Origin of the sequence: Halarcobacter anaerophilus (genome assembly GCF_006459125.1) — a bacterium.
Taxonomy (GTDB): domain Bacteria; phylum Campylobacterota; class Campylobacteria; order Campylobacterales; family Arcobacteraceae; genus Halarcobacter; species Halarcobacter anaerophilus.
The window spans coordinates 1,480,637-1,496,211 of record NZ_CP041070.1 but is presented as its reverse complement, the minus strand read 5'-3'; the positions used below and the strand labels follow the sequence as shown (position 1 = coordinate 1,496,211).

Here is a 15,575-nt window from a genome sequence, read left to right as displayed (position 1 = left end):
TTCTTACTTTTTTTATAAAAAGATTAAATTTTACTTCTTTTTTCTTTCTAAAATTACTTTTTAATTACTTTTTTATATTAATATAATTTATAAATATTAATTTAAGGAGTTTAATTATGGCTAATGTTTCAAGACGTAATTTTTTTAAAATTGGTGCTGTTGGGGCCGGAATGATTGCTCTAGGAAGTACAGCTGCAAATGCTGATACAAAAAAAGTAAAATATGATGAAGAGTATGATGTTGTAATTATCGGTTCAGGGTTTGCCGCTTTATCTGCTGCAATTACTTCTGCCGAAAAAGGAAATAAAGTTGTTATAGTTGAAAAAATGGGACGTATCGGTGGTAACTCCGTTATTAACGGCGGGCTTTTAGCTGTTGTCCATAGTCCCAAACAAAAAGCTGAAGGGGTGCAAGATTCTGTTGAATTATATATGAAAGATAGTATGAAAGCAGGAAGAAATATAAATCATCCTGAACTATTAAAAGTTATAGCAACACGTAGTAATGATGCCCTAAATTTAGTGCAAAAATGCGGAGCAAAATTTTATGATAAACTTTCTCACTTGGGAGGACATTCAGTTCCAAGAACATATTTATCGGCAAACGGTAGCGGTTCGGGAATTGTAATTCCTATGTTTAATTATTTAAAAAAAATGCCTAACGTAACAATTAAAAGAAGAACAAAATTCGAGGAATTTATTTTAGATGACACAGGCAGTGTAGTCGGTATTTTAGCTAAAGAAAAATATAGATTTGACAGTAAATTAAAAGATGACGACAGAGAAAACAAAACAGGAAAAGAAAAATATTATAAAGCTAAAAAAGGCGTAGTTATGGCAAGCGGCGGTTTTAGTAGAGATATTTTCTATAGAAAACAACAAGACCCTAGAATTTCGGATGATGCCGATTCTACAAATCAACCTGGAGCTACAGCAGGAGCTTTATTAAAAGCATTTGAAGTAGGAGCTGTTCCGGTTCATGTTTCTTGGATTCAATTTGGACCTTGGGCTTGTCCTGATGAAAAAGGTTTCGGAGCAGCCTCAAACTTTAATATCAATGCTACTTTTAGATACGGTATTTCCGTTAATGCAAAAACAGGTAAAAGATATATGAATGAACTTGCAGACAGACGTACAAGAGCTACTGCGATGTTTAAACTTGTAAACGATAACAAAAATTATCCTATTAATATTTGTGATCAAACAGCAGTTGACAATATTATTCCTGAACTTGCAGAAAAAGCACTAAAAGCAGGTGTTGTAAAAAAATATAACACTATTGAAGATTTAGCGGCAGCATACGGTATTCCGCTTAAAGAACTAAAAGAGACTATTAAACAATACAATAATTATGTTAAAGCAGGAAAAGATCCTGACTTTGGTAAACCTGTTGATAAAGCAGATGGCGTACAAATTGCTAAAGCGCCGTTTTACGGTACAAAAGGCGTTCCTAAACTTCACCATACAATGGGTGGTTTAAAAATCAATACTAAAGCCCAAGTTATATCAACAAAAACAAAAGAACCGATACCGGGATTATACGCAGCGGGTGAAATAACAGGAGGAACTCACGGAGCAAGTAGATTGGGAAGTTGTTCTATCCCTGATTGTTTGGTATTTGGTATGATAGCAGGAGAAAATATATAAATCATGAAAACTAAAGTTAAAGCAACTTTTCTATTTTGCTTTTTTTTACTTTTATCTTGTTTATATGCAAATTCTCAGCAAGAAGAGAGCACAACGCTCTCTTCTAATAGTGATGCAAAAATAAAAGTTACGCCTGAACAGAAAGAAAAATATCATTTGAAACCTGTACATGCGCAGTTATATTTTGATTGTATCTTTTGTCATGAGGGGCAAGGCAATAATCCCGAAAATTTTGAGGCTCCTGATGAAGAGGTTTGTTTAGCCTGTCATAAATCAAAACTATATCTTGCAAAAAGACTTGAATTTATGGATACTTTAAAGGCAAATCCTCATAATTCTGTACATGATGGACCAAATCTATATTGTGATGAGTGCCATAGAGAGCATGAACCTTCGGTTAATATGTGTTCAGAATGTCATTTAAAAGAGATTAAAAACAATATATGGATGAAGGCTACACCATGAAAAGACCTATAATATTTATACTATTGTTAATAATAATCGGGGTATTAATAGGAGTTAGCATCTCTTATGGGACTTATTACGGAATTAATAAAACAGGAAGTGAAAACTTTTGTGTTTCATGCCATGAAATGGATTCTGTAGTTATGTCATACAAAGATGATGTACACGGTGGAAAAGGAGAATTAGGTGCTAGTGCCAGATGTGTGGATTGTCACCTGCCTCATGACAGTTTAGTTAACTATATTTATACTAAAGCTACCACAGGTTTAGCTGAGGTTGGAGTTCACTTTTTAGGAAATTTAGATGAAATTGATTGGCAGGAAAAAAGATATCATCGTCAATTTTATGTTTATGACTCGGGATGTTTACAATGTCATGGAAATGTATTAGATAATACACTTTCATCTTCTTCAAAACAGGCTCAAAAAATGCATAAACATTATAAAAAACTAAAAGGTACAAAAAAAGAGATAAAATGTGCTTCTTGCCACTTTGATGCGGGGCATAAAGGTTTACGTAATTTTCTAAATTATTATAAACCTGAATATAGCATATACAAAGATAAAATGGAAGAGAAAAAAGAAGAAGTTCAACAAAAATACAAAAGATACGGAGTAGAAGTTGATGAAGAGTAATTTTAATTTCTCTTCATCTTTAAATAGTATTTTTAATAATTTCTAAACTCTATTGGAATCAAATCTTTAAATAAAAGAGTTTTATCAAAAATATTTGTAGCTTCATTTGTAAAGCCCAAAGTATCATCAACATGCAGATATTTTTGCAAATAATAGATTCCTTGATACTCTCTGTTTTTTAAATCCAATATAATTTTATTTATATCATTTTCATTTAATAAATTAGAATGAACCGTAGTTCTAACTTCAAAAGCAAAATTCTTATCAACCAACAAATCTAAAGTATCAAAAAATTTTTCGTTAAAAGTCGTTTTTGTTATCTCTTTAAATTTATAAGCAGGAGCTTTATAATCAAGTGCTATATAATCTATTAAATCAAAAGATATAAGCTTCTCTACCATTTTTGGATTAAAACCGTTAGTATCGAGTTTTATCTTATATCCCAACTCTTTAATTAAATTGCAAATATCAACCAAATTATGATTTGTCGCTTCTCCTCCACTTAAAACTACGGCATCAAGCAACCCTACTCTTTTTTTCAGAAAATCAATTAAATCTTCAATCGTATATTCCCCGCTTTTTGAGTTTACAATATTGGGGTTATAGCAATAAAGACATCTCATATTGCATGATATAAACCATGCAATACAAGATAAATGATCTTTATAATCAACAGTTGTAAAAGGCGTTATATCATAGATAATTTTTTTCAACGAATTTCACCCTTTGTTTATGTTCACCTTTTTTACCGATATTAAAACTCTCAACAGGTCTGTGGTATCCCATAACTCTTGTATAAACAATACATTTTGTTCTTTTTTCTTGTAATTTACTAGGCTCTAAGCTTTTCATTTTTTAACTCCTCTTCTAAAATTTCTTCATCACATAAAGGACAATACTCATATTCTCCGCTAATGTATCCGTGTTTTGGACAAATTGAAAATACAGGTGTAATCGTAATATAAGGCAAAGTAAAATTTGTTATTACGTTTTTAACCAATTTTCTACAAGCTTCTATTGAACTTAACTTCTCTCTCATATAAAGATGCAGAACCGTTCCTCCCGTATATTTACCTTGTAATTCATCTTGCAAATCAAGAGCTTGAAAAACATCATCCGTAAAATCAACGGGAAGCTGCGAAGAATTCGTATAAAAAATATTTTTACCGAATCCTGCTTGATGTATTTGAGGGAATCTTTTTTTATCCTCTTTGGCAAATCTATAAGTAGTACCTTCAGCCGGTGTTGCTTCAAGATTGTATAAATTTCCTGTCTCTTCTTGATATTCAACCATTTTATTTCTCATAAAGTTTAAAATTTCAATAGCAAAAGAGATTCCCTCTTTTTTTGATATATCAAACTCTTTTTCCGTAAAATTGACTATCATCTCATTTATACCGTTTACCCCTATAGTTGAAAAATGGTTATTAAAACCAGGTAAATATCTTTTTGTATAAGGGAATAAACCTCTTTCATATAAATCATTTACAAAAACTCTTTTTTTCTCTAAAGTTGATTTTGCCAAGTCCATTAATTCTTTTAATCTTTCAAAGAGAGCCTCTTTGTCTTTTTTATACAAAAAGCCCAATCTTGCCATATTTATCGTAACAACACCGATACTTCCAGTCATTTCAGCACTTCCGAAGAGTCCCCCTCCTCTTTTTAAAAGCTCTCTTAAATCAAGTTGCAATCTACAACACATACTTCTTACATGTCCTGGTTTATAAGCACTTTCATTAGGAATCAATTTTCCGTTTTCATCTTTTGTATATTGGCTTCCTATAAAATTTTGAAAATATGAAGAACCTATTTTTGCAGTATTTTCAAAAAGAAGATCGGTATTTTCTCCGTACCAGTCGAAATCTTCGGTTATATTTACGGTCGGTATAGGGAAAGTGAAAGGCTGTCCTGTTTTATCTCCTTCGGTCATTACTTCATAATAGGCTTTATTTATCATATTCATCTCTTTTTGAAAGGCTTTATATGTCATATGGGTTAAAGCTTTATATCCTCTGTTATTAGCCTCTTTAAGAAGCTTGTCATCGTTAATATCAGTAAACAGATGTTTTTGGTTTTTTGTAGGCGTTTGATCTTTTAAATCATTTGGAACCGTCCAATCTATAGTTATATTGGTAAAAGGACTCTGTCCCCATCGTGCGGGAACATTTAAATTATAGATAAAACTTCTTATATTTTTTTTAACTTCGGTAAAAGATAAACTATCTTTAAAAATATAAGGAGCTAAATATGTATCAAAAGATGAAAAAGCCTGTGCACCTGCCCATTCGCTTTGTAATATTCCCAAAAAGTTTGCCATTTGCCCCAAAGCTTCTCTAAAATGACTTGGAGCATTGCTTTCAACTCTTCCTCTTACTCCGTTAAATCCTTCATCTAATAATACTCTTAAACTCCAACCTGCACAATATCCGCTTAAACAATCCAAATCATGTATATGATAATCTGCATTTCTATGGGCATAACCTTCCTCTTTTGAGTAAATTCTATCTAACCAATAATTTGCAATTATTTTACCTGCACTGTTATTTATTAAACCCGCATGAGAGTATCCCGTATTAGAGTTTGCATTTATTCTCCAATCCGTACCGTTTATATACTCTTCTATTGTTTGGGTTGAATTTATATAAGTTGTATCTTCATTTAGTCCGAGAATCTGTTCTCTTTGCATTTTATGCATATGCCTGTAAAGCATAAAAGATCTCATAACATCAAAATATCTAGCTTTGTATAACTCTTTTTCTATATTATCTTGCACATCTTCCACGGCAATGACTCTTTTTTCATCTAATTTTTCCAATACATTTAGATAAACAATAGCGTCATATGTAACATGAACACTTTCAAAAGCCTTTTTTATTACGTCTTTGATTTTAAAAGCTTGAAATTTTTCATATGAACCGTCACGTTTGAGAATATTTTCTATCATAGTAATCCTTTCAGAAGAAATGATAGAGTGATATCTCTTAAAAAATAATAATATGAAAAGTCACATATATGTCACTTATAGGGCTTTGTGGGAAGTTTAATAATTTTTTAAAGCACTTTTAATAAAAATTAATTTTTTTAAGTGGATAGTAAATTGTTTTTAGTTAAAATTGATTCTTTTTTAAAATGAAAGGTTAAATCATGAGACATTTTTTAACATTAAGAGATTATACTAAAGAAGAGATTTTAGAGATACTCACTCTTGCAGCAAAAATCAAAAAAGAGACTAAAAATAGAGTTTATAAAGATTATTTGCCTAGATATACATTAGGTATGATTTTTGAAAAAAGCAGTACAAGAACAAGAGTAAGCTTTGAAACGGGAATCTATCAATTAGGCGGGATAGGACTCTTTTTATCATCAAATGATATACAACTAGGTCGTGGAGAGCCTATGAGCGACACGGCAAGAGTGATTTCTAGAATGGTAGATATGGTAATGATCCGAACTTTTGAGCAGACAAAACTTGAAGAGTTTGCAAAATATTCAAAAGTTCCTGTAATAAATGGTTTAACAGATGAATATCACCCTGTTCAGCTTATGGCTGATTATTTAACTATTCAAGAAGCAGGATTAGAAAACAATTTAATTGCAGCTTATGTAGGTGATGGAAATAATATGGCTCATTCATGGCTGATGCTGGCTTCAAAATTAGGTTTTGAACTAAGAATTGCAACACCTAAAGGTTATGAAGTTGATGAAAAAATATTAAATGATGCATTAAGCTTTGCAAAAGAGTCAGGTGCTAAAATAGTCATTACAAATGATCCTAAAGAGGCTGTAAAAGGTGCAACAGTAGTTACTACGGACACTTGGGTTTCTATGGGACAAGAAGATGAGAAAGAGAAAAGAGTAAAAGATTTTAACGGATATATTGTAGATGATGAGATGATGAAATTAGGTGCCTCAAATGCAATATTCCTACACTGTTTACCTGCTTACAGAGGTTATGAAGTAAGTCAAAGCGTAATTGAAGGAAAACAGAGTTTAATATTTGAAGAGGCAGAAAACAGACTTCATGCACAAAAAGGTGTAATGGTCTGGTTAGATAGACAAAACAAAAAATAAGAATAAAAGATGATTGATTTTAAAAAATTTGAGAAATACTCAAGACCCGGACCTAGGTATACTTCTTATCCTACGGCTCCGGAATTTACGGAAGAATTTACACAAGAAGATCTAAAAAAATACTACAAAAACCAAAGCGATGACAGAACTTTATCCTTATATATTCATTTGCCTTTTTGCAGAAGTGCCTGTTATTTCTGTGGTTGTAATGTAATTTTTACTTCAAAAGAGGATAAAAAAGTTAGATATCTCGAATATCTAAAAAAAGAACTTGCTTTATTAAAAGATGCTCTAAATACGAACAGAACAGTAACTCAAATGCACTTTGGAGGAGGAACACCTACATACTTCTCTCCAAAACAACTTGAAACAGTAATTTCAATGATAAAAGAGACTTTTCCTAATTTTAGTGCCGATGCTGAAATTTCATGTGAAGTAGATCCTAGATATTTTACAAAAGAGCATATGGATGTATTAAAAGCGGCAGGTTTTAACAGACTTAGTTTCGGTGTTCAAGATTTAAATGAAGATGTTCAAAAAACAATCCACAGAATTCAGCCTTATGAGACAACCCAAAATGTTATGAATATTGCAAGAGATGCAGGTATTCATTCAATAAATATTGATTTAATTTACGGTCTGCCTCACCAAAACAAAAAGACTTTTCATGAAACAATAGAAAAAGTAATTAAATTAAATCCCGACAGACTTGCCGTATTTAATTATGCCCATGTACCTTGGCTTATGAAAACAATGAGAAAATTTGATGAATCAACTTTTGCACCGCCTACTGAAAAACTTGAGATATTAAAAGATACAATCGACTTTTTTACAAGTAACGGTTATAAAATGGTAGGAATGGATCACTTTGCAAAACCTGAGGATGAACTATTTAAAGCTATACAAAAAGGCGAACTTCATAGAAATTTCCAAGGTTATACAACAAAAGGCGGAGCGGATTTAATAGGAATAGGTGTTACTTCTATTGGAAACGGTGTTGATTATTATGCCCAAAACTATAAAGATTTAAAACATTACGAAGAAGCTTTAGATGAAGGTAAACTGCCTACTTTTAAAGGGTATAAACTAAGTGATGATGATATGTTAAGACAATATGTTATTATGGAATTAATGAGTAATTTCAGTCTTAATATAAAAAGAGTAGAAGAGAGATTTAATATAGATTTTTATGACTACTTTAAAGAGGACTTAAAAGCTTTAGATGAGTTTGTAGAGGCTGATTTGGTTTCAATACAAAATGACAAAATAGAAGTATCTCCTACAGGAGCCATGCTAATTAGGAACATTTGTATGCCTTTTGACGCATATTTGAAAAAAGTTCCCGAAAATAAAAGAAGGTTTAGTAAAACAATATAATGAGCGAGATTGAAAAATTTGATTATACTAAAATAAGTGATGATTGTGTAAAGTGCGGTAAATGTAAACCTGTTTGTACAATCTTCAATGTAAACCAAGATGAAACAACAAGCCCAAGAGGATTTATTGACCTTTTAGGAGCTTATAAAAGAGATGAATTAGAGCTTGATAAAACAGCAAAAGATATCTTTGAATCATGCTTTTTATGTACAAATTGCGTAGAAGTTTGCCCAAATGATCTGCCTACAGATATGATAATAGAACAAGTAAGAAACGATATTAGAAAAAAATACGGACTTGCTTGGTATAAAAAACTTTTTTTCTTTCTTTTAAGACATAGAAAAACTATGGACTTTTTATCAAAACTTGGATGGATGTTTCAAACCTGTGCTTTAAAACTTGATAATAAAAAGCAAAGTGCGCTTCCTAGATTTTCTTTGCCTATTGTAAAAAAAGACAGAGCTTTACCTTATGCCGATTCAAAAAGTTTTTTAAATAAATACCCTGAGAATATCCCGGCTAAAAATAAAATTATTGAAGAAGGTAAAAAAAACAGAGTCGCTATTTTTATAGGATGTATGAGTAATTATACCTATACAAATACAGGTGACAGTTTGGTTAAAATTTTAAAAAAACTTGATTTAGATATTTTTATTCCCAAAAAACAGCTTTGTTGCGGTGCACCTGCTTATTTTACGGGAGATTTTGATACAGTTGATTATCTTGTTAAAAAAAATATAGAGTATTTCGAAACTTGGATAGATGAAGTTGATGCAATAGTTATCCCTGAAGCTACTTGTTCAGCTATGATTAACCAAGACTGGGAACACTATTTACATGATCAGCCAGAATGGAAACAAAGAGCCTCTAAAATAGCTAAAAAAGTATTTTTGGCGACAAAATGGCTTGAAAACAATACAAGATTAAAAGAGTTGCTTACAAAATCAAATAAACATTTCAATGAAGTAATAACCTATCATGATCCTTGCCATGCAAAAAAAATGCAAGGAGTCTGGCATGAACCAAGAGAACTTTTAAAACAAAACTATGTTTTAAAAGAGATGAGTGACCCAAACAGATGTTGCGGTTTCGGTGGAGTTACTATGCAAACAGAAAAATACCATTTTGCAAAAGCAGCAGGAACTCCAAAAGCAGCCATGATAAAAGAGACTCAAGCACAAATTGTAAGTGCAGAATGTAGTGCCTGTAGAATGCAAATAACAAACTCTTTACATCAAGCAGATGTAAATGTTGAGTTTAAAAATCCAATAGAACTTATTGCCCAAGCTTTAGAGGATTAGGAAAAATATTTTGGAATTTTGGCAGCATATATACTCACATTTTAACCCTGTAGCTTTTAACTTAGGTTCAATTGCCGTACATTGGTACGGGATAATGTATGCTCTTGCCCTGCTTTCTGCTATTTTTATAGCAAAATGGTTTATAAAACATGATAAACTTCCTATTTCAAACGAACTTTTTGATTCTTATGTTTGGTGGGCAGAAATCGGTGTTATTTTAGGTGCTAGATTAGGTTATATTCTTTTTTACGATACTCATACTGCCTATTATCTAAGCCATCCTTGGCAAATCTTTAATCCTTTTATTGACGGCGTTTATGCAGGAATCTCAGGAATGAGTTATCATGGGGCATTTATCGGTTTTTTAATAGCCTCTTTAATCTTTTGTAAAAGACATAAGGTCTCTTTCTGGTTTTTAACGGATATTTCGGTTTTAGGAATCTCTGCTGCTTATATTTTCGGAAGATTAGGTAACTTTTTTAATCAAGAGTTAGTAGGAAGAGTTACAGATGTTCCTTGGGGAATTTATGTAAATGACGTATTAAGACACCCTTCTCAACTTTATGAAGGATTTTTAGAAGGAATTTTAATTTTTATAATTCTTTTTATATATAGAAAAAGAAAAAAATTTGACGGTCAATTGGCAATAATGTACGGACTTTTATACTCAATTGCTAGAATTATTGCCGAATTCTTTAGAGAACCTGATATTCAACTAGGATTTATATATGGAGGATGGTTAACACAAGGAATGCTTTTATCTGCACTATTTGCCCTTATTTGTGTTTTTATTCTTTTTATTATGAAAAAGAAAAAAAGGGTTTAAGTATTACTCTTTTTAGCTTTATCTTTTTCATAAGAAGCAATTACATCTTCTAAATTACTTATTTTCTTTCTGTACTCGTCAATATAACCTTGAAGAGTCTTTATGGCTTCTTGAGATTTTTCTAATTTTTCTGTGATAATATCATCTCTTTTTTTAATTCTTTGATACTCTTCTGCTGCTTTTATTGCTGTTGTATGCAGTTTTTCTACTTTTTCCTGATAGTTCTTCACCATATTTTCATTTTTATCTACAGCATCTTTTAATTGATTTTCTAAAAATAGGATTCTTCCTTTATTGTCTGAGTTCTTTCCTCTTAAACTTTTAATCTGCTCATTTAATTCATGAATAAAATTTGCAACCTGCTTATCTTTTTGCATTTTTGCATAATGTAAAGCATCGTCAAAATCTTCTTGTAATTGTTTTTCATATTTTATCTGTTGAGATTTTTGATGAACTATATATTTCTTTAATTTATGTCTCTCTTCTTCATCTTCTGTTATTAGAAATCTACTGGCAACATATTTTTCAATATTTTCATTTTCATCAAGTATGGGGAAAATCGTTGCTTTTACATAATAAGGAGTTCCGTCTTTTGCCCTGTTTTTAATTTTCCCTTTCCAAACTTTTTTTGCTTGAATCGTTTCCCACAGTTTTTTATATACTTTAGGAGAAACATCCGGATGTCTGACTATATTATGATTTGCACCTATTAGTTCTTCTTTTGAATAGCCCGAAACTTCACAGAAAATATCATTTGCATAGGTTATTATGCCTTTTAAATCAGTTTCACTGACAAGGTTTTCTTTATCTAAAATATCTTTATATATTTGAAGTTCATTTTTTTGTTTAAATACAAGCTTTTGATTAAATCTATTAGTTACTATTTTATCAATAACTTTTAAAGTCGAGTTCATCTGCATCGGTTTAAGTATATAATCCGATACGTTTAATTTTATAAGTTTTATCAACAAGGAAACATCGTTAAAAGCAGTGACTACCAAAATAGGCAGTTCAAAATCCTCTTCTCTTACTTTTGATATAAGCTCAATACCGTTCATATTGGGCATATTTATATCTGTTAAGATAATATCAATTTTGTCTCTATTTTTATAGTAAGAATCTAATCCCTCTTTTCCATCTTGTGCAACATAAACCTTTTTGAAAAAGTTTTCAAAAATATTCAGAGTCTCTTTTCTTATTAATTCATCATCTTCAACATATAATATTTTAGCTTGATTTAAAACATTACTATTAAAAGAGCTATTATTTTGTTTCAACAAATCCATATTCTACTGCTAATTCATCTATCTTTTTTTGCAGTAAGTCAATTCTCCAGCCATGTCTATTTGCAAAGTTTTCTATCTCTTTTTCTCTCTCTTCGGGAGTACTAAAAACAAAAATTCTTTTTAGAAATGGTTTTGGAACTTGAATTGCAATCAGCTGAAAATAGTTCTCTTTACAACTTCTTGAGCAAAATGCTTTGCTCATTGCTATCTTTTTTCCACAATATGGACAGTGTGACATTATCGATTCCCCTTTTTTGGTATTAATTTATAAAATTTAGCGTTTGTTACATCTTGTAGAAACTTAGGATCAACTTCATGAAGAGCGATTATTTCAACTTCTATGTCTCCCATCATCCAACCCTTGCCTGAATCAATCATTTTGCCCTCTTCAAAAAGTTGAATCAGCTCCTCTTTAGATACAATTTTTTCTTCCATAAATTCTTCTTTATTAAAATTATCAAGAAGCAAATGGTTATTTTTGGATTTCGTCTATTATATAACCTTTGTTTGAATGATTTTTTATGATTTCATAGTAAGTTTTTTGCCTAATTTTATTTACAATATTTCTCATTGTATAAATAGACATATTTTTACCTTTCCAAACAACATTTTTAATTGTATCATAATCTATGATTTCACCTTTTTTAGAAATAAGCAGTTTCATAAAACCTTTTTCTAATCTGGTAAAGTCAATTAAGATTCCGCCCGGTCTGAAAAACTGATCTCGATATTCATCAAAATATATGCCGTGTTGAAACTCGATTTTGTCACCTCTTTTTGTTTGGTTTAAACACATTATTACGGCAAGTTTTATATCAATAGATTTTAAAGGTTTTGTTATAAAGGTATATGCACTGTTGTTTATTGCTGTAACTATATCATCGTTTTTATCACTGTCTGAAATAATTATTTTAGGAAGAGAAGGAGCAGCAGTCGTAATTTCGCTACATGCTTCTTCAAAATTTTTAGCCTCTACGTCTGTATCAATAATTATCATATCAAAACTATTTTCATCAATTTTCTCAACTGCTTCTTTAGAACTGCTAACTAAAGTTAACTCTTTGAAATACTCGTCAAACTCATTTTGTATCGTATTATGCAAGTTGTTGTCATTTGTTACGAAAAGTAATTTCGCATTGTATAGTTTTCTGATATTTTTTAACGTTTTAATCATATTTCACTCTTTTGTAAATATTTTAAAATTTATTTTAACAAAAATGTATCCAAAAGTCAAAAGAAAATTATTAAAAAATAAAAAAAAAGTACATATTCCCTTTTATTTTAGCTCTTGCCATGACATTCCTATACTTTTAGAGACCTTTAAAGGAACTTTCAGCTTATAAATATTTTCCATTACTTCTGCTATCTCTTCTGTTATTTTATCTGCTTTTTCTTCTTTTACTTCAAAAATAAGTTCATCGTGGATTTGCAATAACATCTTAACTTCACTGCTGTTTTTGAATCTTTTATAAATTTCAAGCATTGCAAGTTTTATTAAATCTGCTGCACTTCCTTGAAAAAGTGTATTTACGGATTCTCTTAAAAAGGCTGCTTTCATCATTGCATTTGCAGAATCAAAATCAAAGACTCTTCTTCTTCCTAATAAAGTTTCAACAAAACCGTTTTCCAAAGCTTTGTTTTCAATTGATTTCAAATACTCTTTTACACTTACGAAGTTTTCAAAATAGGCATCAATATACTGTTTTGCCTCTTTTGCGGGTATTCCCAAAGTATCACCAAGTTTTCTGCTTCCCATTCCGTAAAGAAGTCCGAAATTAATAGATTTTGCAATTGATCTTTTAGAATCAGCCAACTCTTCTCCGAAAATTTTAACGGCTGTTTGTCTATGTATATCTTTACCCTCTTTAAAAGCTTCAACCAAAGCCTCATCTTGACTATAGTGAGCTAGAAGTCTAAGCTCTATTTGAGAATAATCAATTCCCACTAATTTATACCCCTCTTTTGGTATAAATGCACTTCTTATCTCCGCTCCAGCTTTACTTCTTACTGGAATATTTTGTAAATTCGGATTTTTTGAACTTAATCTTCCTGTTGCAGTTCCTGTTTGTAAAAATGAAGTATAGATTCTATTCTCTTCATTTTTCAAACCTAATTCAAGAAGAGGTTCTATATATGTTGATTGAAGTTTGAAAGACTCTCTGTAGTCCAAAAGCAGAGGAATAATCTCATGTTCATCTTTTAGTTTTTGAAGAACAACCTCATTTGTACTGTATCCGCTTTTTGTCTTTTTTGAAGGGGGAAGTTTTAGCTGTTCAAAAAGAATATTTCCTAATTGTTTAGGAGAATTTATATTAAATTCGCAAGCTGCTTTTTCATATATTTTAGATGTTAATTCTTGAATATAAAGATTGCTTTTTTGTTTTAGCTCTTTTAACTTTTCAATATCTATTTTAATTCCGTTGCTTTCCATATTTTCAAGAACGTAAATAAAATCAAATTCATACTCATGAGCTATTTTAACCAAATGTTCTGCTTGAATCTCTTTAAATGCTTTTAAAAGTCTAAAATAGATTTTATATGTAAAAAGAGCATCTTCGGCTGCATAATTACAAGCTTGTTCTATTTCAACATTTGAGAAGTTCTCTCCTCTTTTTACAACCTCTTTAAAAGCTATCATTTTATGGTTAAAATATCTTAAAGCCAAAGCATCTAACCCTACTTTTTCATTACTGTTAAAAAGCCAAGCTAAAATCATTGTATCTGCATATAATTTTAATTTTAAATCCAACTCATTTTTTACTATTACATAATCATATTTAAAATTTTGCAAAACTAATTTTTTATTATTTAATTTAGAAATTGCCTCTCTTGCAGTTGTTTTATCTATTTGTTCAGGTACTCCCAAATATTGATGATTTACAGGAACATAATAAGCTTTATTTTCTTCAAAAGCAAAAGAGAAACCGACTAAAGAAGCATTTTTAGTATCAATATCGGTAGTTTCCGTATCAAAAGCCACTATTTTATCTTCCGCAATTGAGTCTATAACCTCATTTAATCTATTTTTATCGTTTAAAAGAATATATTCAAACTCTTCGTTTTTTTCTTCATCTTTAGGAAGTTTTGTTTTATAAGTCAAACCGTCTTTATTTACTCTATCTACAATTCTTTTTAAATCAAATTCTAAAAGAGTATCTGCAATTTTCAGTATAGGATTTTCATTTGGCAGTTCATAGTTTTCTATCTCATCTATAAAATGACAATCTGTTTTTAAAGTAACTAACTGTTTTGAGATATAAGCCATCTCTTTGCCTTCTGTTAGAAGGTTTTTCCATCTTGTTTTTTCTATATTTTCCAAATTCTCGTAAATATTATCCAAAGAGCCGTACTCTTGAATCAAAGCCTGTGCAGTTTTTGCTCCGACTCCTTTTACTCCGGGAACATTATCGGCGCTATCTCCTAATAAAGATTGATAATCTATAAACTGGGAAGGTCTTACACCGTATTTATGAAAACATTTATCTTCATTTATCACGTCTTTTTTAATAGGATCGAAAAGATAGACTCTGTCATCATCTATTAACTGATATAAATCTTTATCATGAGAAACGATTCTAACTTCCAAACCTTTTTGTTTTGCATCATTTGCTATGGAAGCTACTATATCATCTGCTTCAAATCCGGTTTTCATTGCTGTTTCAAATCCCATTTTTTCTATCCATTCAATGGCAACAGGAAGTTGTTTTAGTAAATCTTCTGGAACATCGGGTCTATGTGCTTTATATTTGTCATATATTTCATTTCTAAAGGTATCACCTTTTGCATCTAATGCAAAAACCAAATAATCTGTTTGAAAATCTTTACCTATATTTGAAACAAAATTCATAAAACCTGTTAATAATCCTGTAGGAAATCCATCTTTTGATTTTAGCGGGGGAAGAGCGAAATAACTTCTAAATAAAAATCCAAATGTATCAATTATTGTAATAGTTTTCTTCATTATTATC

15 protein-coding genes are annotated in these 15,575 nt (G+C 30.6%); 7 read left to right on the top strand and 8 right to left on the bottom strand.

The annotated features are described in order from the left end of the window. The first annotated feature begins 116 nt into the window (after positions 1 to 116). From AANAER_RS07255 to AANAER_RS07245, 3 genes are read left to right on the top strand one after another with little or no spacing between them, the layout of a single operon-like run. Positions 117 to 1,646 (top strand): flavocytochrome c, encoded by a 1,530-nt coding sequence (locus tag AANAER_RS07255; RefSeq protein ID WP_044414882.1) that lies wholly within the window; start codon positions 117 to 119, stop codon positions 1,644 to 1,646. A gap of 3 nt (positions 1,647 to 1,649) precedes the next feature. Next, positions 1,650 to 2,111: a cytochrome c3 family protein gene (locus AANAER_RS07250; RefSeq protein WP_044414885.1), complete on the top strand. Its 462-nt coding sequence runs from the start codon at positions 1,650 to 1,652 to the stop codon at positions 2,109 to 2,111. After that, positions 2,108 to 2,746: a cytochrome c3 family protein gene (locus AANAER_RS07245; RefSeq protein WP_129081623.1), complete on the top strand. Its 639-nt coding sequence runs from the start codon at positions 2,108 to 2,110 to the stop codon at positions 2,744 to 2,746. Before AANAER_RS07250 ends, AANAER_RS07245 begins: the two co-directional genes overlap by 4 nt. A gap of 32 nt (positions 2,747 to 2,778) precedes the next feature. Here the strand turns inward: AANAER_RS07245 and AANAER_RS07240 are convergent, their stop codons facing one another. The 3 genes from AANAER_RS07240 to AANAER_RS07230 are packed head-to-tail and all read right to left on the bottom strand — an operon-like array spanning position 2,779 to position 5,690. Next, positions 2,779 to 3,459: an anaerobic ribonucleoside-triphosphate reductase activating protein gene (locus AANAER_RS07240; protein WP_129081622.1), complete on the bottom strand. Its 681-nt coding sequence runs from the start codon at positions 3,457 to 3,459 to the stop codon at positions 2,779 to 2,781. Next, complete coding sequence (nrdD, locus tag AANAER_RS15145; protein WP_044414890.1) at positions 3,440 to 3,598, bottom strand: anaerobic ribonucleoside-triphosphate reductase; 159 nt, start codon at positions 3,596 to 3,598, stop codon at positions 3,440 to 3,442. The genes AANAER_RS07240 and nrdD overlap by 20 nt, the downstream gene beginning before the upstream one ends. Beyond that, positions 3,579 to 5,690, bottom strand: a complete 2,112-nt coding sequence (locus AANAER_RS07230) for a ribonucleoside triphosphate reductase (RefSeq protein WP_129081621.1) — start codon at positions 5,688 to 5,690, stop codon at positions 3,579 to 3,581. Before AANAER_RS07230 ends, nrdD begins: the two co-directional genes overlap by 20 nt. A 200-nt stretch (positions 5,691 to 5,890) precedes the next feature. On the opposite strand from AANAER_RS07230, the gene argF reads away from it, so the two are divergent. From argF to lgt, 4 genes are read left to right on the top strand one after another with little or no spacing between them, the layout of a single operon-like run. Next, positions 5,891 to 6,817 carry an ornithine carbamoyltransferase gene (gene argF / locus AANAER_RS07225; protein WP_044414895.1) on the top strand — a complete coding sequence of 309 codons (927 nt, stop codon included), beginning with the start codon at positions 5,891 to 5,893 and terminating at the stop codon, positions 6,815 to 6,817. A gap of 9 nt (positions 6,818 to 6,826) precedes the next feature. Further along, positions 6,827 to 8,194, top strand: a complete 1,368-nt coding sequence (gene hemN, locus AANAER_RS07220) for an oxygen-independent coproporphyrinogen III oxidase (RefSeq protein WP_129081620.1) — start codon at positions 6,827 to 6,829, stop codon at positions 8,192 to 8,194. Further along, positions 8,194 to 9,495: a (Fe-S)-binding protein gene (locus AANAER_RS07215; protein ID WP_129081619.1), complete on the top strand. Its 1,302-nt coding sequence runs from the start codon at positions 8,194 to 8,196 to the stop codon at positions 9,493 to 9,495. Before hemN ends, AANAER_RS07215 begins: the two co-directional genes overlap by 1 nt. 10 nt (positions 9,496 to 9,505) lie before the next feature. Further along, positions 9,506 to 10,321 (top strand): prolipoprotein diacylglyceryl transferase, encoded by an 816-nt coding sequence (lgt, locus tag AANAER_RS07210; protein WP_129081618.1) that lies wholly within the window; start codon positions 9,506 to 9,508, stop codon positions 10,319 to 10,321. On the opposite strand, the gene AANAER_RS07205 is transcribed toward lgt, so the two are convergent. The 5 genes from AANAER_RS07205 to polA form a co-directional block, all read right to left on the bottom strand. Continuing rightward, entirely contained in the window at positions 10,318 to 11,598 is a 1,281-nt protein-coding gene (locus AANAER_RS07205; RefSeq protein ID WP_228714778.1) for a response regulator, read from the bottom strand. The genes lgt and AANAER_RS07205 overlap by 4 nt on opposite strands. Then, positions 11,585 to 11,845, bottom strand: a complete 261-nt coding sequence (locus AANAER_RS07200; protein ID WP_084593167.1) for a DUF2116 family Zn-ribbon domain-containing protein — start codon at positions 11,843 to 11,845, stop codon at positions 11,585 to 11,587. Before AANAER_RS07200 ends, AANAER_RS07205 begins: the two co-directional genes overlap by 14 nt. Further along, entirely contained in the window at positions 11,845 to 12,042 is a 198-nt protein-coding gene (locus tag AANAER_RS07195) for a hypothetical protein (protein ID WP_044416714.1), read from the bottom strand. The genes AANAER_RS07200 and AANAER_RS07195 overlap by 1 nt, the downstream gene beginning before the upstream one ends. Before the next feature lie 37 nt (positions 12,043 to 12,079). Next, positions 12,080 to 12,781 carry a response regulator transcription factor gene (locus AANAER_RS07190; protein ID WP_129081616.1) on the bottom strand — a complete coding sequence of 234 codons (702 nt, stop codon included), beginning with the start codon at positions 12,779 to 12,781 and terminating at the stop codon, positions 12,080 to 12,082. Positions 12,782 to 12,883: 102 nt separating this feature from the next. Continuing rightward, complete coding sequence (gene polA / locus AANAER_RS07185) at positions 12,884 to 15,568, bottom strand: DNA polymerase I (protein ID WP_129081615.1); 2,685 nt, start codon at positions 15,566 to 15,568, stop codon at positions 12,884 to 12,886. Positions 15,569 to 15,575 lie beyond the last annotated feature (7 nt).